At 63.3% G+C, this 19,640-nt stretch carries 15 protein-coding genes and 1 pseudogene; 6 read left to right on the forward strand and 10 right to left on the reverse strand.

Annotated features, from left to right (window positions below; translation table 11 throughout):
• The first annotated feature begins 31 nt into the window (after positions 1–31).
• Both JQ641_RS30475 and JQ641_RS30480 read left to right on the forward strand, forming a co-directional pair.
• Positions 32–2,650, forward strand: coding sequence for a CHAT domain-containing tetratricopeptide repeat protein (locus tag JQ641_RS30475; protein ID WP_211999544.1), 2,619 nt, complete (start codon positions 32–34; stop codon positions 2,648–2,650).
• A gap of 284 nt (positions 2,651–2,934) precedes the next feature.
• The gene (locus JQ641_RS30480) at positions 2,935–4,548 is read left to right on the forward strand and encodes a phosphoenolpyruvate carboxykinase (protein WP_211999545.1); all 1,614 of its coding nucleotides are present in this window, start codon (positions 2,935–2,937) and stop codon (positions 4,546–4,548) included.
• Between the two features lie 148 nt (positions 4,549–4,696).
• Here the strand turns inward: JQ641_RS30480 and rocF are convergent, their stop codons facing one another.
• The 3 genes from rocF to JQ641_RS30495 all read right to left on the reverse strand — a co-directional run bounded on the left by rocF (position 4,697) and on the right by JQ641_RS30495 (position 9,379).
• Positions 4,697–5,665 (reverse strand): arginase, encoded by a 969-nt coding sequence (rocF, locus tag JQ641_RS30485; protein WP_211999546.1) that lies wholly within the window; start codon positions 5,663–5,665, stop codon positions 4,697–4,699.
• 140 nt (positions 5,666–5,805) lie between these two features.
• Positions 5,806–6,621, reverse strand: coding sequence for an acyl-CoA thioesterase (locus JQ641_RS30490; RefSeq protein WP_211999547.1), 816 nt, complete (start codon positions 6,619–6,621; stop codon positions 5,806–5,808).
• A gap of 223 nt (positions 6,622–6,844) precedes the next feature.
• Entirely contained in the window at positions 6,845–9,379 is a 2,535-nt protein-coding gene (locus JQ641_RS30495; protein ID WP_211999548.1) for a glycogen/starch/alpha-glucan phosphorylase, read from the reverse strand.
• Positions 9,380–9,582: 203 nt separating this feature from the next.
• Between JQ641_RS30495 and JQ641_RS30500 the strand changes: the two genes are divergently transcribed.
• Positions 9,583–9,816 (forward strand): hypothetical protein, encoded by a 234-nt coding sequence (locus JQ641_RS30500; protein ID WP_211999550.1) that lies wholly within the window; start codon positions 9,583–9,585, stop codon positions 9,814–9,816.
• Positions 9,817–9,874: 58 nt separating this feature from the next.
• On the opposite strand, the pseudogene JQ641_RS30505 reads toward JQ641_RS30500, so the two are convergent.
• Positions 9,875–10,042: pseudogene (locus tag JQ641_RS30505) on the reverse strand (RNA polymerase sigma factor region1.1 domain-containing protein); the annotation flags it as partial.
• Positions 10,043–10,246: 204 nt separating this feature from the next.
• Here JQ641_RS30505 and JQ641_RS30510 point away from each other — a divergent pair.
• Positions 10,247–10,576, forward strand: a complete 330-nt coding sequence (locus tag JQ641_RS30510) for a DMT family transporter (RefSeq protein WP_211999553.1) — start codon at positions 10,247–10,249, stop codon at positions 10,574–10,576.
• A 33-nt stretch (positions 10,577–10,609) separates the two neighbouring features.
• Here the strand turns inward: JQ641_RS30510 and JQ641_RS30515 are convergent, their stop codons facing one another.
• Positions 10,610–11,101, reverse strand: coding sequence for a DUF3658 domain-containing protein (locus JQ641_RS30515; protein WP_211999554.1), 492 nt, complete (start codon positions 11,099–11,101; stop codon positions 10,610–10,612).
• A gap of 134 nt (positions 11,102–11,235) precedes the next feature.
• Between JQ641_RS30515 and JQ641_RS30520 the strand changes: the two genes are divergently transcribed.
• Complete coding sequence (locus tag JQ641_RS30520) at positions 11,236–11,667, forward strand: hypothetical protein (RefSeq protein ID WP_192739302.1); 432 nt, start codon at positions 11,236–11,238, stop codon at positions 11,665–11,667.
• A 101-nt stretch (positions 11,668–11,768) separates the two neighbouring features.
• On the opposite strand, the gene JQ641_RS30525 is transcribed toward JQ641_RS30520, so the two are convergent.
• Together JQ641_RS30525 and pyrE are read right to left on the reverse strand one after the other, a co-directional pair.
• Positions 11,769–12,578 (reverse strand): DUF2865 domain-containing protein, encoded by an 810-nt coding sequence (locus JQ641_RS30525; protein WP_502755014.1) that lies wholly within the window; start codon positions 12,576–12,578, stop codon positions 11,769–11,771.
• Positions 12,579–12,867: 289 nt separating this feature from the next.
• The gene (gene pyrE, locus JQ641_RS30530) at positions 12,868–13,431 is read right to left on the reverse strand and encodes an orotate phosphoribosyltransferase (protein ID WP_211999555.1); all 564 of its coding nucleotides are present in this window, start codon (positions 13,429–13,431) and stop codon (positions 12,868–12,870) included.
• Between the two features lie 202 nt (positions 13,432–13,633).
• Between pyrE and JQ641_RS30535 the strand changes: the two genes are divergently transcribed.
• The gene (locus JQ641_RS30535) at positions 13,634–14,260 is read left to right on the forward strand and encodes a glutathione S-transferase family protein (RefSeq protein ID WP_211999556.1); all 627 of its coding nucleotides are present in this window, start codon (positions 13,634–13,636) and stop codon (positions 14,258–14,260) included.
• 134 nt (positions 14,261–14,394) lie between these two features.
• Here JQ641_RS30535 and JQ641_RS30540 read toward each other — a convergent pair whose 3' ends face one another.
• The 3 genes from JQ641_RS30540 to JQ641_RS30550 form a co-directional block, all read right to left on the reverse strand.
• The gene (locus tag JQ641_RS30540; RefSeq protein ID WP_211999557.1) at positions 14,395–15,030 is read right to left on the reverse strand and encodes a LysE family translocator; all 636 of its coding nucleotides are present in this window, start codon (positions 15,028–15,030) and stop codon (positions 14,395–14,397) included.
• Positions 15,031–15,293: 263 nt separating this feature from the next.
• Complete coding sequence (polA, locus tag JQ641_RS30545) at positions 15,294–18,347, reverse strand: DNA polymerase I (RefSeq protein WP_211999559.1); 3,054 nt, start codon at positions 18,345–18,347, stop codon at positions 15,294–15,296.
• 208 nt (positions 18,348–18,555) lie between these two features.
• The gene (locus JQ641_RS30550; protein ID WP_211999561.1) at positions 18,556–19,620 is read right to left on the reverse strand and encodes an acyltransferase family protein; all 1,065 of its coding nucleotides are present in this window, start codon (positions 19,618–19,620) and stop codon (positions 18,556–18,558) included.
• Positions 19,621–19,640: the final 20 nt, after the last annotated feature.

Consider the following 19,640-nt stretch of genomic DNA (forward strand, 5'->3'; position numbering starts at 1 on the left):
GCGCGAAGTGGCCAAAGGTTAAGTCCGCATCATGAATTCCCGCACTCGAGTGGTCCTGCTTGCAGGGCTCACGCTTTTCGTAAGCACGTGTCTCAGCACGCCGTCGTCGGCGCAAAAGAGCGAGACCGCGGCGCTCAGCGCCAAGATCAACGACCTTAGCCGTGCAGGAAAATACGCCGAAGCTGTTGCGCTGGCGCTGGGGCAGGTCGAATCCCTGGAAAAGAAATACGGCCCCGCGCATCGCGACGTCGGAGCTGCGCTGAACAACCTGGCGCAGCTCTATGGCAGTCAGGGCCGGGACGCTGAAGCCGAGCCGATGTCCAGGCGATCCATTGCGATCCTGGAGAAGACGGCTGGCGCCGAGTCGCCGGAGATCGCGGCGGCGCTAAACAATCTCGCTGCGCTCTATCAGCGCCAGGAGCGCTACGCCGAAGCTGAGCCGCTGTTCAAGCGGGCACTGGCGATCCGTGAGCGGTCGCTCGGGTCCGGGCATCCCGACGTCGCGCAGTCCCTGAACAATCTCGGCACCCATTACGAGAAGCAGGGCCGCCATGACGACTCCAAGCCGTTGTTCAAGCGCGCGCTCGCAATCTATGAGAAAGCGGCGGGTCCGGAGCATCCGGCGGTCGCGACGCTTCTGAACAATCTCGGCCAGGTCGAGAAGGTCGAGGGCCACTTCGCCAAGGCGGAGCCGCTGATCAAGCGCTCGCTGGCGATCCGCGAGAAAGTACTCGGTCCCGATCATCCCGACGTGGCGCGTTCGCTGAACAATCTGGCGGAACTTTACGATGGGCCGACGGATCGCGTCCGCGAGGCCGAGCGGCTATTCGAGCGGGCATTGGCGATCCGTGAACGCGCGGTAGGCCCCGATCATCCGGATACAGCCAGATCCATGAACAATCTGGCGCTCTTCCAGGCTCAGACAGGCTACCCGGAGAAGGCGTTGCCGCTGGCGCTGCGGCTGATCGCGAGCGGGCGCGGCGACCTCCGCGCCGTCCTTCCGGTTCTGGCGGACGCGGAGCGCAACAAACTGATACCGACCGATCAGGCGCTCGATGCGATGCTCAATGCGATCCAGCGCGGCACCCAGTCGTCGGCGGCATCAGCCGTCAACAAGCTGGCGGTGCGCCTTGCTGCCGGCAACGATCGGCTCGCCGAACTGGTGCGTCGGGATCAGGATCTCGCCGCGGAAACGGAAGCGCTGGACAGGGCTCTGGTGGCGGCGGTCTCGAAAGAGCGATCGAAGCGCGACCTTGCGGCCGAGCAGCGGACCAAGGCCAGGCTTGCCGCCATTTCGACCGAACGCCCGTCGTTGCAAAAGACCTTGTCTGTGGAATTTCCGGACTACGCCGCGCTGTCGAATCCGCTGCCAATGACGGTGAAGGAGATTCAGTCGCTGTTATCGGGCGACGAGGCGATGGTGCTGCTCACGGCCACGGTAAAGGACAGCTACGCCATCGCGATCACGCGCGAGGGCTTTGACTGGTCCCCGATCGGGCGTGGCTCGGAAGGGCTGCGTGAGTTGGTCGCCGATTTCCGCCGTGGACTGGATATCGCCAATGCCAGCGATGCGTCCGGCAAAGCCACGCTGTTCAACCTCGAATCCGCCCACTGGCTCTACAACCACCTGCTGGGCCGCGTCGAGACACGGATAAAGGACAAGCGCAGCCTTCTGATTGTCCCCACCGGCGCGTTGACGGCGTTGCCGTTTCATCTGCTGGTGACGGAGAAGCCGCCGGCGGCGATCCCGGAAGAACTCGACGGCTATCGTGACGCCGCCTGGCTGCTCAAGCGTCATGCGGTGTCGGTGTTGCCCTCGGTCGCAAGCCTGAAGACGCTGCGGCTGGTTGCCCGCAAGGATCAAACCACCAAACCGATGACCGGCTTCGGCGATCCGCTGTTCAATCCGCTGCAGGATAGCAGTGGCGATAAGCGCGGCGCAGCCAAGCCGGCGGCGATCAAGTCCGCGGCGCGCGGCGTCACCAACGTCGCCTATACCGATTTCTGGCAAGGCGCCGGTGTCGATCGCGCGCGGCTCTCCCGCGTGCTGTCGCAGCTGCCTGATACCGCCGACGAACTCAATGCGGTCGCAAAGGATCTCGGCGTTTCCGAAAGCGATATTCATCTCGGCGAGAACGCCAGCGAAACCAACGTGAAGCGCGCCCCGCTCGCCAATTACAGCATCGTCTATTTCGCGACCCACGGCCTCGTCGCGGGTGACGTGAAGGGGATCGCCGAGCCCTCGCTTGTGCTCAGTATTCCGAAGCAGCCGTCCGAACTCGACGACGGCCTGCTCACGTCGAGCGAAGTGGCGCAGCTGAAACTCAACGCCGATTGGGTGGTGCTATCAGCCTGCAACACGATTGCCGGCGACAAGCCCGGCGCCGAAGCGCTTTCGGGATTGGCGCGATCGTTCTTCTATGCCGGCGCGCGTGCATTGCTGGTGTCGCACTGGGCGGTGGATTCCGCGGCCGCCACGCGGCTGACGACATCGACCTTCGATCGGCTCAAGGCTGACCCGAAGCTTGGCCGGGCCGAGGCGCTGCGCCAGTCGATGCTGGCCTATCTCAATGATGCCTCGTCGCCGCGCAACGCCTATCCGGCGTTCTGGGCGCCGTTTGCGCTGATCGGCGAGGGTGCGACCCGCTAAAATCAGATTGTGCGACGCAATAACTGAATGGTAGCGCTATCGCGCGGCTGATGGTCGCGCGTTGAGTGTACACAACCGTCCCCGCGCCGCAGCAAGTGTTTGATCTAGATCAAGGCCTTGTCTGGAATAAACCAAAACGCGTTGGATCGGCTTGGCAAGCACGGCGTTGCCAAGTATTAGGTCGCCGGACCGGAGCCGGAAGGCTATATTCAGTGGTCACCGCGACAGAAGCGCGTTTAGCGGCATTCGCGCGATCGAGATACGCGGGTTCGAGGAGGTTCTTCGTGCAAGAGACGGGTCTACGTAACGGTGCCTTTGGCGCCGATAAATTTGGCTTAAAGAAACTCAAAGAGGTTCGCTGGAACCTCGGAGCGCCGCAGCTCTACCAATATTCGCTGTCGTCAGGCGAAGCCGTGCTCTCCGCCGATGGGTCGCTGTGCGCCGACACCGGCGAGTTCACCGGCCGCAGTCCGAAGGACAAGTTCACGGTGCGCGACGCCTCCACCGAGAAGATGTGGTGGGCCGGCAACCAGTCGATCACGTCAGAACAGTTCGACGCGCTCTATGCCGATTTCCTCAAGCACGCCGAAGGCATGTCGCTGTTCGCGCAGGATCTCTATGGCGGCGCTGATCCCTCCTTCCAGATCAAGACCCGCGTCTTCACCGAGCTCGCCTGGCATTCGCTGTTCATCCGCACGCTGCTGATCCGCCCTGAAGCTGCTGATCTCGCCAGCTTCGTGCCGGAACTCACCATCATCGATCTGCCGAGCTTCCGCGCCGATCCCAAACGTCACGGCTGCAAGTCCGAGAACGTCGTGGCTATCGATTTCGCCCGCAAGATCGTCCTGATCGGCGGGTCTTATTATGCCGGCGAGATGAAGAAGAGCGTGTTCACCACGCTGAACTATTATCTGCCCGCCAAGGGCGTGCTGCCGATGCACTGCTCGGCCAATGTCGGCCCCGACGGTGACACCGCGATCTTCTTCGGCCTCTCCGGTACCGGGAAGACCACGCTGTCGGCCGATCCCCAGCGCACGCTGATCGGCGACGACGAGCATGGCTGGGGCAAGGACGGCGTCTTCAACTTCGAAGGCGGCTGCTACGCCAAATGCATCAAGCTCTCGCCCGAAGCCGAGCCCGAAATTTTCGCGGCTTCCAACCGCTTCGGCGCGGTACTGGAGAACGTGGTGCTTGACGAGCGCACCCGCGTGCCGGATTTCGACGACGGTTCGAAGACCGAAAACACCCGTTCGGCCTATCCGCTCGATTTTATCCCGAATGCCTCGCGAACCGGACGTGCCGGCCAGCCGAAGAACGTGGTGATGCTGGCGGCCGACGCCTTCGGCGTGCTGCCGCCGATCGCAAAGCTGACCCCGGCGCAGGCGATGTATCACTTCCTGTCCGGCTACACCGCCAAGGTCGCGGGCACCGAACGCGGTCTCGGCAACGAGCCGCAGCCGGAATTCTCCACCTGCTTCGGCTCGCCGTTCCTCCCGCTTGATCCGTCGGTGTACGGCAACATGCTGCGCGAGCTGATCGCCAAGCACAATGTCGATTGCTGGCTGGTCAACACCGGCTGGACCGGCGGCAAATACGGCACCGGCAGCCGGATGCCGATCAAGGTGACCCGGGCGCTGCTCACCGCCGCGCTCAACGGTTCGCTGCGCAATGTCGAATTCCGCACCGACAAATATTTCGGCTTTGCGGTGCCGACGGCGCTGCCGGGCGTGCCCAGCGACATCCTCAATCCCGTCAACACCTGGAAGGACAAGGCCGAGTTCGACAAGACCGCGCGCGCGCTGGTCGGCATGTTCCAGAAGAACTTTGCCAAGTTCGAAGCCCAGGTCGACGCCGACGTCCGCGCTGCTGCCCCCGAGGTCAAGCTCGCGGCGGAGTGAGGCGCTAACATCGATTGTCGTCCCGGCGCACGCCGGGACCCATACGCCGCGGCCTCTCGATCAGAGCGCCGCGGGTCGATACCTTCTTCGAAAATAAACACCTGTGGTTATGGGTCCCGGCCTTCGCCGGGACGACGATAGATATTGGCTATCGTCCTTGCAGCATCGCGTTTGTCGGTGTGCGCCGGTCGGTGATCTGCAGGCCGAACAGGCTGCCGATCAGCTCCACCGCGACGCGCGCGGTGCGGCCGCGCTCGTCGAGGAACGGGTTGAGTTCGACGATGTCGACCGAGCGCACCAGTTCCGAATCATGCAGCAGCTCCATGATCAGATGCGCCTCGCGGTAGGTGGCGCCGCCGGGCACGGTGGTGCCGACACCCGGCGCGACCGCCGGATCGAGAAAATCGACGTCGAAGCTGAGATGCAGCACGCCGTTTTTCGCCTTCACGCGCGCGATGACGCGGCGGATCAGCACGCCGACGCCGAATTCGTCGAGTGCGCGCATGTCGGCGATCGCGACACGGCGGTCTTGAACTAACTGCTTTTCCAGGGGATCGATCGATCGCACGCCGAACAGGTCGAACCGGTCCGGCGTGAGCGAAGTGCGCGGCTGATCGCCGAGCAAATCATCAAGTCCGCCTTCGCCGCACAGGAATGCCGTGGACATGCCGTGCATGTTGCCGGTGAGGGTCGTGTGGGGCGTATTGTAATCGGCGTGCGCATCGAGCCACAGCACGAACAGCGGGCGCCCCTGCTCCTGCCAATGACGTGCGACACCGTTGACCGATCCCATCGACAGCGAGTGATCGCCGCCCATGAAGATCGGGATGGCACCGGAGTGGGCGAGCTGGAAGGCGCGCTCGCTGAGCAGCCGAACCCATGTTTTGACCTCGTCGTAGAATTTGGCGTTAGCGGGCGGTGGCCCGTCCGAAATCACTGTCGATATTGCGAGGTTGCCGTGATCCTCGACCGCAAATCCCAATTGATCGAGCACGCGCGCGATGCCAGCGGTACGCAAGGCGTCGGGTCCCATCAGCGTGCCGGCCTGCGAGGCGCCGATTTCGATGGGGATGCCGAGCAGGGCGATACCGGGCTTCTTGGCGTCGGGTTCGGACATTGAGCCGCCCTCATATTCGGAATGCGTAGGGTGGGCAAAGCGTAGCGTGCCCACCATTCAAGACGTCACTGTGGATGAATGGTGGGCACGGCGCAAACGCGCGTTTGCCCACCCTACGCAGACTCGAACGGGATTGTTCCTTACGCCTTGAAATACGCGATTTGCGTCGTCGTTGCGAGCAGCCGTCCGTTCGGCGACCACAATTCACCGTTCTGGTCGCCATAAGACTTGTGGAAAATCTTGGCGTCGGCCACCGCCAGCACGCGCGTGATGTCTTCGGCGGCGAGATCGGCGGCGTCGGCGTGGAAATAGGTCGTGATCGACACCGTGCCGAACGGCACCAGTTCCCGCCTGGCGTGGAATATGCGGCCGAAAAACGCGTCCGACATCGACATCAGCGACAGCGCGTCGATCTTCCGCGGCACCCGGTCGCCGATCCACAGTTTCGAGAACGAATTCGGCTCCGCCGACGACGTCGAGCCCCAGCCCGGTTCGCCCTCGACGAAGCGGAAATCATACTGCTTGACCCAGGGAGCGGCGACCTTCCCGTAAGGCAGCGTCTGCTCGTAGGGTTTTGACGACGGGAACGGCGCCTGCGCGTGCGACCACGACGGACGGCGCTCGGCGAACACGGCGGTCGCCAGCGTCGCGACCTCGCCGCCGCCTTGCGTCATCTCCACGCACCAATGCTGCGTCGAGCGGTTGGCCTTGACCAGCCGCACGTCGAGATCGAAGGCGCCTTGCGCGACCGGCGCGCAGAAATTGACGGTGAGCGACAACGGATCGCCTGACCGTTGCGGGTGGTCCATGAGAGCGCGCAGGATTGTGGCCGCCGTGCAGCCGCCGAACGGGCCGACAAAGGCCCAGTAGTCCTCGCTGGTCTTGCCCTGCCAGCGGCTGTCGCCGGCGGTGACCTGCGTGGCGTCGTCGAACAGATGCGGTGTCTTGGTGAGCATGGAATTCCCCGGGTGCTGCCGTGCAGTATCACCGCAACCGGGTCGAATTCAATGACGTGGCAGGTAATGGCTCCCTCCGTCATGGCCGGGCATAGCCGTCCAAAGGACGGCGTCGCTTACGCTCGCCTATGCCCGGCCATCCACGTCTTCCTTGCTTACGAGAAACAAAGACGTGGATGCCCGGGACAAGCCCGGGCATGACGACTGAGAGGGATTGTGGAATTCAGCCCGACACGCCGCGCTGGGCATCCTGCTCCTGCTCCTGCTCCTGCACGGGCGCGGTCGGCAGCACCGGCACGTGCCAGATATCCTCGGCGTATTCGCGGATGGTGCGGTCGGAGGAGAACCACGGCATCCGCGCCACGTTGAGAATCGAGGCCCGCGTCCACGCCGGCATCACCTGCCAGCGCGCATCGATGCCGCGCTGCGCCTCGTAATAGGAATCGAAATCGGCGGCGCACATGTAGTGGTCGAACTGGCGCAGCGTGTGGCCGATCGCCTCGAACCTTGCGGGGTCGCCGGGCGAAAAGTCGCCGCTCTCGATCGCGCTGATCGCCCGCGACAGCCGCGGCGAGCGGCGGATCACGTCGGAGGCATCCAGTCCCTGGCGGCGCCGGACCATCACGTCGCCGGCCTCCATGCCGAAGATCGCGATGTTTTCCGCGCCGACATGGTCGCGGATCTCGATGTTGGCGCCATCGAGCGTACCGATGGTCAAGGCGCCGTTGAGCGCGAGCTTCATGTTGCCGGTGCCGGAGGCTTCCATGCCGGCGGTCGAGATCTGTTCGGACAGGTCCGCCGCCGGGATGATCACTTCGGCCAGGCTGACATTGTAGTTGGCGAGGAACACGATCTTCAGCCGGCCCGCGACCACGGGATCGTTGTTGACGACCTCGGCGACGTCGTTGATCAGCTTGATGATCAGCTTGGCGGTGCGATAGCTCGCCGCGGCCTTGCCGGCGAAGATTTTCACCCGCGGCACCCAGTCGCGCTGGGGTTCATCCTTGATTGCCTGATACAGCGCCACCGCTTCGAGGATGTTGAGCAGCTGCCGCTTGTATTCGTGGATGCGCTTGATCTGGACGTCGAACAGCGCCGACGGATCGACCTTGATGCTGAGGCGCTCGCCGATCACCCGCGCCAGCGCCAGCTTGTTCTGGAGCTTGACGTCGCGGAACTGCTGCTGGAACGAATTGTCGCCGCAATGGTCTTCGAGGCGCTGCAGCTGCGAGAAATCGTCGAGCACGGCTTCGCCGCAGGTCTCGCGCAACAGGCGGGTGAGTTTCGGATTGGCCAGCATCAGCCAGCGCCGGAAGGTGATGCCGTTGGTCTTGTTGGTGATGCGCTGGGGGTAAAGATGATTGAGATCGTGGAACACGGTCTCCTTCATCAGGTCGGAATGCATCGCCGAGACGCCGTTGATGCGGTGCGAGCCGACAAAGGCCAGTTGTCCCATCCGGACCCGGCGGCCGGAGCGCTCGTCGATCAGCGACACCGAGGCGCGGAAGTCGATATCGCCGGGAGCGCGTTGCTCGGCCAGCGCCAGATGCGCGGCGTTGATGCGGTAAATGATTTCAAGATGCCGCGGCAGCAGCCGTTCGAACAGTTCGACCGGCCAGGTCTCGAGCGCTTCCGGCAGCAGCGTGTGGTTGGTGTAGGACAGCGTCGCGACCGTGATCTTCCAGGCTTCTTCCCAGCGGAAATTGTGCAAATCGACCAGCAGCCGCATCAGCTCGGTGACGGCAAGGCTCGGATGGGTGTCGTTGAGCTGTACCGCGGCCTTTTGCGCCAGGCTGCGCAGCTGCCCATCGGCGGCGAGGTGCCGCTTGACCAGATCCTGCAGCGAGGCGGAGACGAAGAAATATTCCTGGCGCAGCCGCAATTCGCGGCCCGCCGCGCTCTCGTCGTTCGGATAGAGGAATTTGCAGATCGATTCGGCGCGCGCTTCCTCGGCCATTGCGCCGAGATAGTCGCCGGTGTTGAAGGCGTCTAACCGCAGCGGGTCGGGCGAGCGCGCCGACCACAGCCGCAGCGCATTCACGTGCTGGCCGCGCCAGCCGACGATCGGGGTATCGTAGGCGACGGCCTGCACGGTTTCGCCGGGATGCCAGCTGGCGCGCTCGCGGCCGCGGTCCGCGACATGGGTGACGTGGCCGCCGAAATGCACCTGATAGACCACCTCGGAGCGCTGGAATTCCCAGGGGTTGCCGAAGCCGAGCCACTCGTCGGGATATTCCTGCTGCCAGCCCTGCGCGATGATCTGGCGGAACAGGCCGAAATCGTAGCGGATGCCGTAGCCGATCGCGGGAATCGCCAGCGTCGCCATGCTTTCCATGAAGCAGGCCGCCAGCCGCCCGAGGCCGCCATTGCCGAGCGCCGCATCCGGCTCGCATTTGCGCAGGTCGTCGAGATCGACGCCGAGATCGCCCAGCGCCGCCTCGAACAGCGGCAGCAGGCCCATATTGTTCAGCGCGTCGGTGAACAGGCGCCCGATCAGGAATTCGAGCGAGAGGTAATAGACCCGCTTGCGGCCGGCGTCGTAGTTCTCCTTCTCGGCGGTCAGCCAGCGGTGCACGATGCGGTCGCGCAGCGCCAATGCTGCGGCCTTGTACCAGTCGCGCTTGGTCGCCATGCCGGTGTCCTTGCCGATGGCAAGCCGCAGCTTGGCGAGGATCGCGCCCTTGATTTCGGAAAGCGCCAGTTCGTCGATCGGTTGGCCCGGCACCGGAAAACTCCCTGCGAATGCTTGTTCTTGCAAAGCGTCAATCCCTGCAGTTCAGACTCACAAAACGATACGCGCCTTGCACCACAACCGAAACCATCCAGACGTTTGTTGTGCACCGCGCTGGTATGTTTTTATGCAAGGACCGGGCCGATTTGGAGGCATCGGCGCGCCGATTTCGGTGTTAGAATAGCGGGCCGACAGCAAAGGTTTCGCCAGAACCTCCAGGAGGACGCGCCATGAGATTGATGATCGAGATCGCCGCCGCGACGCTTCTGGTGTTCTGCATCAGCGTCACCAGCGCGGCTTTCGCCGCCGGCAAACCGGGCAGCAAGAGCGCCGACGGGTTGGGCTGCTCGTTCAGCGTGCCGGCCAACGCCTCGCCCGCGGCGCGCTGTGCCGCGATCAAGCGGCAATGCGGCGGAAAATTCTACGCCAATTATTGCAGCGGCAAGATGCTGTCGGCGATGTGAGCGACGACGAAGCCAGCCCTCCAGAGAGAATGGTTCCGCCGATGCACGCCGGCTACGAGTCGTCCTCGACAACGTTTAATCCTGCGTCGCTCAACGCCTGCATGATCGCTTCGATATCTTCCGCCTTGGTCGTTGCCGACGGCAGCAGTTCATCGAGTTGATCGAACGTCACAAATCCCCTCGCGCCATAAAGTCCGATGATTCGCTGGATGAAGTCCGGTTCCATCTCTCGACGCTCCTGAATCTTGCCCCTCTACCAATAGGAGGGAGAAACAGGCATCGGATCCGCCGTCGTCGTAGCCAGGGTGGAGCAAGGCGCTGGATCAGCCGAGCCACACATGAATGTTTCCCCGGATTACGCTGGCGCTTCATCGGGGCTACGGGGCCGCCAGAGTCGTCAAAACATCACATGCCTCTGCTAGCAGGCGGCATGACCTATCTTTATTTGGGCATCGCGATTCTCTCGGAAGTCGTGGCGACAACGTTCCTGAAGCTGTCGGATGGTTTCAGCAAGCCGCTGCCATCGCTGGTGACGGTCGCGGGTTACGCGGTGGCGTTCTATTTTCTGTCGCTGACGCTGCGAAGCCTGCCGACCGGCGTGGTCTATGCCGTCTGGTCGGGCGTCGGCGTCGTCCTCATCGCCACCATCGCCTGGGTGTTCCAGAGCCAGAAGCTGGACACGGCGGCGCTCTGCGGCATGGGCCTGATCGTCTCGGGGGTGGTTGTAATCAATCTGTTTTCGAGCGCTTCGTCGCAGTGAAGGGGCAGCGGCACTGAAACATCGCAGCACTCCTCAACCTGCCAATCGTATCTCGCTATGCCGCCATGCGCGAACATCGCCCGCGCTCTCGATACTTCCGGCTTCGGCCAATGCCTGGATGCGCGCAGCCAGCATTTCCGCATCGAGGGGCCATGCAAGGGCTTCGCAGCGAATAGCAATGTCGCCGATAACCCGGGCGGTCTTCTGCCAATTCGGTTTCAGAGCGGAAAAGATCAGTTCGTCGAGATCGGCCTGGGACACGGACTTGGGGAGCACGACATCCGCCCATTGCAGGGTCGAATCGATGGAGGGCTCTTCGTCCAATGGCGGTCGCAAGTCCGGATAGCGATCGTAAACAGCCCGCAAAAGGCCGAAATGCAGGGCGAAAACGGTCTCTCCAAGGGGATCGGCGAGTGCTGCCCGATCCGCCTGATCAAGTGCTGATATGACAGCGCTCGCCCGGTTAATGGCCTCTGCAGCATCGTGCAAGTGCCTGGCAATTTCCGTGGCCTGCATCCGGTCCATGTCTCAATCTCGCAAATTAATTCTACTGGAACAAATTAAGAACACTTTAGCAAGTACTTGATATATCATTGTGATTCGGCGCAGTGCCGACACAATATCTATGGTCTATCACTGGTATCGAGGACTACATGTCCATGTCCACCATCGCCTTCGATCAATTCGCGCTCACCCGTATCGCCGATTTCGCGCGCTCGCTGTCGCGGCTGCATCAGGCCTCGCGCCGCCAGCTGGTTGACGACGACGCCATCGACCGTGAGTTCAACGCCGTCTGCATGTCGGTGTGGGGTTACACGACCGACGATTTCAGCGACGACCTGTTCTCGATCGCCGATCACGCCTGGCTCGATTCGCTCGATGAGGCCCATGCGCGGATCTTTGCCGCCGAGCAGGGCTACGACCTCGTCGACGACCAGGGCATGCTGTCGGACTGGTGGGGCTATTGCTGGATGATCCTCGCCGAAAAGCGCGGCCTGCTGACGCCGGAAAACCGCGCCGCGGCGCGTGCAGCGATCGAGGAAAAATATCTGTCGGCGCCGAACGTGATCGGGGTGATCGTCGGGCGGTGATGGTTCGCCGTCATTGCGAGCGAAGCGAAGCAATCCATGTCACCGCGTCGGGACAGATGGATTGCTTCGTCGCTATCGCTCCTCGCAATGACAGCAGTTGCCTATTGCACTTCCGCCCGCTTCGCTGCCTTGGGGGCTGTGCTCTTCGGCACTACCGTCGCCGGCATCGCGATCTCGTTTCGCGTCTCGGGCATCACGGTTTCACCGACCATTTCAGCGCTGACAGGTGCGACCTTCATTTCGCCGAGCCGTGCGCGAACGCTGGCGGTGAGGCCGGGATAGGAGGCGACGGGCGTGAATTCGGCGCTCTGCTCGGCGCCGAGACGGACGCCGGTATAGGCGACGAGGCCGTCCGTGGTGGCGACGACGTCGCCCGAGCGCAGCGAGGTATCGAGCGCAAGGTCGACCGGCGCGAGGCCCGACGGGCTCCTGCCGTTGCAGGTGCAATCGGCGCGCAGCGCCCTGCGGTATGCGAAGGCGTTTTCACTGTCGGCGTAGCGCTCGCCATTGCTGGCCGACGCGCTGTCGATGTTGCTGCCGTAGAACACTTTGGTGGTGCTGGCGGGGCAGAACGCCTGGCACATCTGAACCGGCGTGGCATTACCGCGCGTGGTCAGCGGAAAATATTTGCCGTCGCAGCTTCTCACACAAAAGGCGGGTCCGGAGCCGGCGACGCGCGGCGCCGGGGCGGGCTGCGCTGGCGGCTGATTGAGGCCGAACGGATCGGCAAAGAAATTCGCCTGTGCCGGGGCTTGCCGTGCCTGCTGTTTCTGGCCACCGCCAAAGAACATGTCGAACAGGCCTTCGGCCGATACGCTGCCGGGCACCAGCATGAAAGATGCTGCAAGCGTGGCGGCGGCAATAGAGGTCGCGCGGCGCCGCATGCGCGAAAAAACCAACTCTGTACGCAACGCTAACTCCACCCAACGCAACACTTAACCACCGACGCGCGACAGGCGTCAGCGGATTCACCATAATCCGGGATGGTAAACGAGCTATGAGCAAGCGCTCGGCGGCGGGAAAGAATTGCGGGCTTGCTTACTTGCTTACCTCGCCCCGCTTGCGGGGAGAGGTCGGATCGCATCGTAGATGCGATCCGGGTGAGGGGGTGCAGGTCTATCAACTGACACTACTTTTGCGGAGACAGCCCCTCACCCCAACCCTCTCCCCGCAAGAGCGGGGCGAGGGAGCAAAGAGCAATCAACTCTTCAAAAATTCACTGGCCTTGTAGAGCGATCGAAACTGTATGCCCGCCTCGGCAAATGCTTCCGTCGCGCCTTCCTCGCGGTCGACCATGGTGAAGACCAACACGATCTCGCCGCCGGCTTCGCGCACGGCCTCGGCCGCCTTCAGCGCGGAGCCGCCGGTCGTGGTGACGTCCTCGACGATCACGATGCGCTTGCCTTGCAGGCTCTCGTCTTTGGCGAGGCCCTCGACCGCAAGGCGGGCGCCGTGCTCCTTCGGCTTCTTGCGCACGAAGAAGGCCGCGATTGGATGGCCCTTGATCCACGACAGCTGCGCGATCGCGCCGGCCAGCGGCACCGCGCCCATTTCCAGGCCGCCGACGTAGTCGAGCTGGTCGTCCTTCAGCGCCTCGTAGGTCAATTCCGCCAGCAGCGCCGCACCCTCGGGGTCGAGCATGGTCGGCTTGAGGTTGAAGTAGAAATCGCTCTTGCGGCCCGAGGCCAGCGTGATCTCTCCGCGGCCGAACGATCGCTTGCGGATGATCTCGGCGAGGCGGGCGCGGGAGGCTGACTTGGACAAGGCGTATTCCCAAAGGTTTGAGGCGGGCGGCAATCTATCGGTGCTTGCAGTCACATTCCAGAGCCGATCTGGCCAAATCAACAGGGCGCGGCAATGTGCCGGGCCCCCGCCGGGCGCAGGGAAGCCCCCTCGGAAACGGCGGTTGTAAGGCCGCAAGCTTCCGGGCTACGGGAAGTCCAAGCTTTATTGGGGGAAACCGTAAATGACCATCGAACTGCACACCTGGAACACGCCGAACGGCCGCAAGATCTCGGTCGCGCTGGAGGAAATGGGGCTGCCCTACAAGGTGATCCCGGTAAACATCAGCAAGGGCGAGCAGATGGCGCCCGCTTTCCTCAAACTCAGCCCGAACAACAAGATTCCCGCGATCGTCGATCCCGATGGCCCGGACGGCAAGCGGGTCAGCATTTTCGAGTCCGGCGCGATCCTGCTCTATCTCGGCGAGAAGACCGGCAAGTTCCTGCCCAAACCGCTCAGCGACCGCATCCCGGTCTATGAATGGACGATGTGGCAGATGGGCGGCTTTGGGCCGATGCCCGGCCAGGTGCACCATTTCATCGCGCTCGAGAACGAGACCGACCGCGCCTATGGCCTGAAGCGCTATATGGACGAGACCCGCCGCCTCTACGGCGTGCTGGACCGCCGGCTCGATGGCCGCGAGTTCGTCGCGGATGCGCTGTCGGTCGCCGATTTCGCGATCCTCGGCTGGGCCTGGCGCCACCCGCGTCACAAGGTCGAGCTGAAGGATTTTCCGAATGTCGAGCGCTGGTACAACGCGTTGATGGCCCGCCCGGCCACGAAGCGCGGGATGGAAGCCAAGCTGGATTAGTGGGCATTGCTGTGATCACCCGCCCGAGTGCGCAATTGCGCACGGGGGGCGGGTGATCCAGTACTCCGAGAAAGCAGTGGTAAGATCGAGAGGCCGCGGCGTACTGGATGCCCCGCCTGCGCGGGGCATGACAGCTACGCCTTCCTCGCCTCGAACGCCATTTTCACCGCCAGCCCCGCCAGCACGGTGCCCATCAGCCAGCGCTGCAGCAGCAGCCAGCTCGGCCGCGTGCCGAGAAACAGCGCGATCGATCCGGCGGCCAGCGCGATCATCGCGTTGACGCTGACGCTGATCACGATCTGGATCGCGCCCAGCGCCAGCGACTGCGTCAGCACGCTGCCGGCTGCGGGATCGATGAATTGCGGCAGCAGCGCCAGATAAAGCATCGCGATCTTCGGATTGAGCAGGTTGGTGACAAAGCCCATCGCGAACAGCTTGCGCGGACCATCGACCTGCAGCTTCCTGACCTGAAACGGCGAGCGGCCGCCCGGCTTCAGCGCCTGCCACGCCAGCCACAACAAATAGGCCGCGCCCGCGAACCGCAACGCGTCATAGGCGTAAGGCACCGCGAACAGCAGCGCCGTAATCCCGAACGCCGCGCACAGCATGTAGAACACAAACCCGAGCGCCACGCCGCCAAGCGACACGATCCCCGCCGCCGCGCCTTGCGTGATCGAGCGCGAGATCAGGTAGATCATGTTCGGCCCCGGCGTGAGCACCATGCCGAGCGAGACGAGGGCAAAACCGAGCAGGGCTGACGTGTGGGGCATGAGGAGACTCGCGAAGGGGATACGCGCGTTTTAGCGTGCGTCACGCCGCGATGTCATTGCGGAAATTGCACGGAGAGCAATTGAGCGGTGGCGACATCGGCGCTGCGCTCCCTCGCCCCGCGCTTGCGGGGTCGAGACGAGCGAAGCTCGCTCTTAGAGGGTTGGGGTGAGGGGCTGCATCCGCGAAATCCGTTGACGTGGTGAGAGCGGTACCCCCTCACCCGCCGCGAAGACGCGTTCCGCAGGCGGGGAGAGGTAAACAACTAATGCGCCTCGTCCCAATTATTCGCGGCCCTCGCATCGACCTGCAGCGGCACCGAGAGCAGCACGGCCGGGAACGGCGCGTCCTGCATCACGTGCTGAACCACCGGCAGCGTCGCCGCGACTTCCTTCTCGGGCACCTCGAAGATCAGTTCGTCGTGAACCTGCAGCAGCATCTGCGCTGACAGTTTCTTCTCGGCCAGCGCGTCCTCCATCCGGATCATGGCGCGGCGGATGATGTCGGCGGCGGAGCCTTGCAGGCGGGCGTTGATCGCGGCGCGCTCGTTGAAGGAGCGGACCGAGGCGTTGCTCGCCTTGATGTCGGGGTAATGGCACTTGCGGCCGAACAGCGTCTCGACATAGCCGTTGGCGCGGCAGAAATCCCGTGTCGCATCCATGTAGGCGCGGATGCCCGGAAAGCGCTCGAAGTATTTCTTGATGTAGGCCGAGGCCTCCTCGCGTGCGATGCCGAGCTGGTTGGCGAGGCCAAACGCCGAGATGCCGTAGATGATGCCGAAATTGATCGCTTTCGCTCGGCGGCGCACCTCGCTCGGCATGTCCTTGATCGGCACGCCGAACATTTCGGAGGCCGTCATGGCGTGAATGTCGAGCCCGTCGCGGAACGCCTGCTTCAGCACGGGGATGTCGGCGATCTCGGCCAGCAGCCGCAGCTCGATCTGCGAATAGTCCGCCGACACCAGCTTGTGGCCTGGCGTCGCAATGAAGGCGCGGCGGATCTTGCGGCCGTCCTCGGTACGCACCGGAATGTTCTGCAGGTTCGGTTCATTGGACGACAGCCGCCCGGTGGTGGTCGCGGCCAGCGCGTAGGTGGTGTGAACGCGATGGGTCTGCGGATGGACATATTCCGGCAGCGCGTCGGTATAAGTCGATTTCAGTTTCGAGACCTGCCGCCATTCCAGAATCTTCTTCGGGAATTCGTGGCCCTGTTCGGCGAGTTCGTCGAGGATCTGCGCCGAGGTCGACCATGCGCCGGTCTTGGTCTTGGTGCCGCCGGTGATGCCCATCTTGCCGAAGATGATATCGCCGATCTGCTTGGGGCTGCCGACATTGATCGGCTCGCCCGCGATCTCCTGCAGCTCGGCTTCGACCCGTGCGGCGGTCTGGGCGAATTCGCCCGACAGCCGCGATAACACTTGTCTATCGATCGAAATGCCGCGGCGCTCCATCCGCGCCAGCACGCTGACCAGCGGCCGCTCCAGCGTCTCGTAGACCACGTTCATGCGCTCGGCGACGAGCCGCGGCTTCATCACGCGCCACAGCCTTAGGATCACGTCGGCATATTCGGCCGAGTAGGCGGTCGCCTTGTCGATCTCGACCTGGTCGAAAGTGAGCTTGTTCTTGCCGCTGCCGACAAGGTCGCCATAGCTGATCACGGCGTGGCCAAGCCAGCGCTCGGCCAGCCCGTCGATCCCGTGGGCATTGCGGCCGGCGTCGAGCGCATACGATATCAACTGCGCGTCTTCGACGTTGCGCAGGGTGACGCCATGCTGCGCCAGCATCACGGCGTTGAACTTGATGTTGAAACCGATCTTCAGAATGCCCGCTGATTCCAACAGCGGCTTCAGTGCGGCCAGCGCGTCGCCCGGCTTGATCTGGTCGGGCGCAAGGCCGGCGTCGAACAGCCCGGAGCCTCCGCCGGACTGTTTGTGGGCGAGCGGAATGTACGCGGCGTCGTTCGGTCCCAGCGCCAGCGCAATGCCACAGATATCGGCCTGCATCGGATCATCAATATTGGCCTGCGCGTCGATCGCGAAGTGTCCGACGTCATGCGCGCGTGCGATCCATGCCTTGAGCTGATCGAGGCTGCGAATGGTCTGGTACTTGGTGCGATCGACCGGAATTTTTCGCGCGGCCTCGGCGCGCGCCGCGGCGAGCGAAATCGGCGTGCCCTTCGGGCTCGCGGCCTTGTCCTGCTTGTCGGCCCCCGGCTTTGCCGTAGCGGGCGGGCTGGCAAAGAGGTCGCCGGTAGCGCCGCCGGCCGCCCTGGCCGTGGCGGGTACGGCAGCACTCTTGCTGGCGGCATCGGCTTCCACGTCGGACGGATCGATCTGCGAATAGTCTGCAACGCGGCGGGTGAGGGTGGAGAACTCCATCGCCTTGAGGAACGCGACCAGTTTTCGCGCATCGGGCTCGTGTACCGCAAGATCGTCGAGCGGCACGTCGAGCGCGACCTTGTCGTCGAGCAGCACCAACTGCCGCGAGATCCGCGCCTTCTCGGCGTTCTCGATCAGCGCCTCGCGCCGCTTCGGCTGCTTGATCTCGCCGGCGCGGAACAGCAATTGCTCGAGGTCGCCATACTCGACGATCAATTGCGCCGCGGTCTTGATGCCGATGCCAGGTACACCCGGCACGTTGTCGGTGGAATCGCCCGCCAGCGCCTGTACCTCGACCACCTTCTCCGGCGGCACGCCGAATTTTTCGATCACCTCGGCAATGCCGATGCGGCGGTCCTTCATGGTGTCGTACATCACGACCTTGTCGGTCACGAGCTGCATCAGATCCTTGTCTGACGAGACGATGGTGGTGGTGGCGCCGCGCTCGCCCGCGATCCTTGCATAGGTCGCGATCAGATCGTCGGCCTCGAAGCCGCCCTGCTCGAGGCAGGGCAGGTCGAAGGCACGCACGGCGTCGCGGATCAGCGCGAATTGCGGGATCAGGTCGTCCGGCGCCGGTGGCCGGTGCGCCTTGTAATCGGGGTAAAGCTTGTTGCGGAACGTGATCTCGGATTTGTCGAAGATGATCGCCAGATGGGTCGGCCGGTTGTCCTCGGGCATGTCGCGCAGCAGCTTCCACAGCATGTTGCAGAACCCGAGCACGGCATTGACCTGCAGCCCGTCAGATTTGCGGTTCAGCGGCGGCAGCGCGTGATAGGCGCGGAAGATGTAGGAGGAACCGTCGACCAGAAAGACATGGTCGCCCTTGCCCGGAACTTTGGCGGGCGCCTTGGTCTGAGACTTGGTCTCGGACTTGGCATCAGCCTTGGCTGCGGCTTTGGCGGGGGCGGGTTTGTCGGCTTTGGGGGCTGTTCTCGGCATGGCCGAAACTTAGGGATTTTTGCGCGGATTGACAGCCTCGGCGGGCGATTTTCCACGCTGTCATCAGCTGCCAATTCTCGTCGTCCCTGCGAACGCAGGGACCCATAATCCCGGAGAGTTAGTTTTGTACCGGGCTGGAGAGGCAGCAAAATTCAACCGCGGAGAGCGGTGGCTATGGGTCCCTGCGTTCGCAGGGACGACGATAGAATTACTCCGCCGCCTGCAACACCGGGGCTGCCTTTTTCGGCGCGATCCAGAACGCGCCGGGGCGATCGAACAGGAAGTTGGCATGCAGCGCCAGCGCCAGCCGCCAGATCGCCAGCGCGCCGACGACGCCTGCGACGGTGACGATCAGCGAGATCGTGCCGACGTCGAGGAGCCCACTGCGTAGCAGCAGCGCCCTTGTCGCCGCCATCGGCAGGAAGAAGGCGAGATAGATCACGATCGAATGCTCGCCGCAAAAACGCAGGAAATTCAGCCAGCGCATTCGCGCCAAAAGCGTGCCCATCACGATGATGGCGCCGGCGCCGGCAAATCCCAGTGCGAGCGAGACCAGCGGCAAGTCGCTGTAGCCCGCAATGACCAGGCCGCCATTTATCATGGCCCACAATGCCAGACCCGCGAGCGCCAGTGCGGGCTGCGCCCGCGCGCGATCCGACACGGCGAAGACGTAGGAAGCCAGCCAATAACCCGCATAGAAATAGACGAAGCGCGCGCAGAATTCGTCGATCACGGTCCAGCCGGTCGCGACATGCGCCATTTCCAGCAACGCGGCTGCGGCAAAGATCACTGGCGGAGGCGCGCTGCGTGTCAGTTTTGTGACGACGAAGAAGATCGGCAGCAGATAGATGAACCACAGCGTGCCGAACGGCTCGATGAAGGATTCCAGATACAGATAGCCGACATGTGCCCAACCGGTCCCGGCGGCGAAAGACGGCGCCTTGAAACCGAACTGGATCGTCACCCACAGCACGTAGAAATAGACGAAATGCACCACCTTGCGGTCCAGGTACGTCCGCCAGTCGCGGTCGATCACGACCGCCAGGAACAGGCCTGAAATCAGGAAGAAATCCGGCATCCGGAACGGCTTGGCGAACATGACCAACCAATGCATGAAGCCGGTTTGGCCCGCTGCCGCCTCAACCCCCAGCACCGAATGCATCATCACGACCATGACGATGCAGATGCCCTTGGCATAGTCGACCCAGTCCACGCGTCCGGCCACGAAAGACGTGGCGCGTTCGGCGACAGGCAATGTGCCGTTTGGTGTCATGGCTGTCCTGTTTTGGTCCG

The sequence above is a fragment of the Bradyrhizobium sp. JYMT SZCCT0180 genome (assembly GCF_018130165.1).
GTDB lineage: Bacteria > Pseudomonadota > Alphaproteobacteria > Rhizobiales > Xanthobacteraceae > Bradyrhizobium.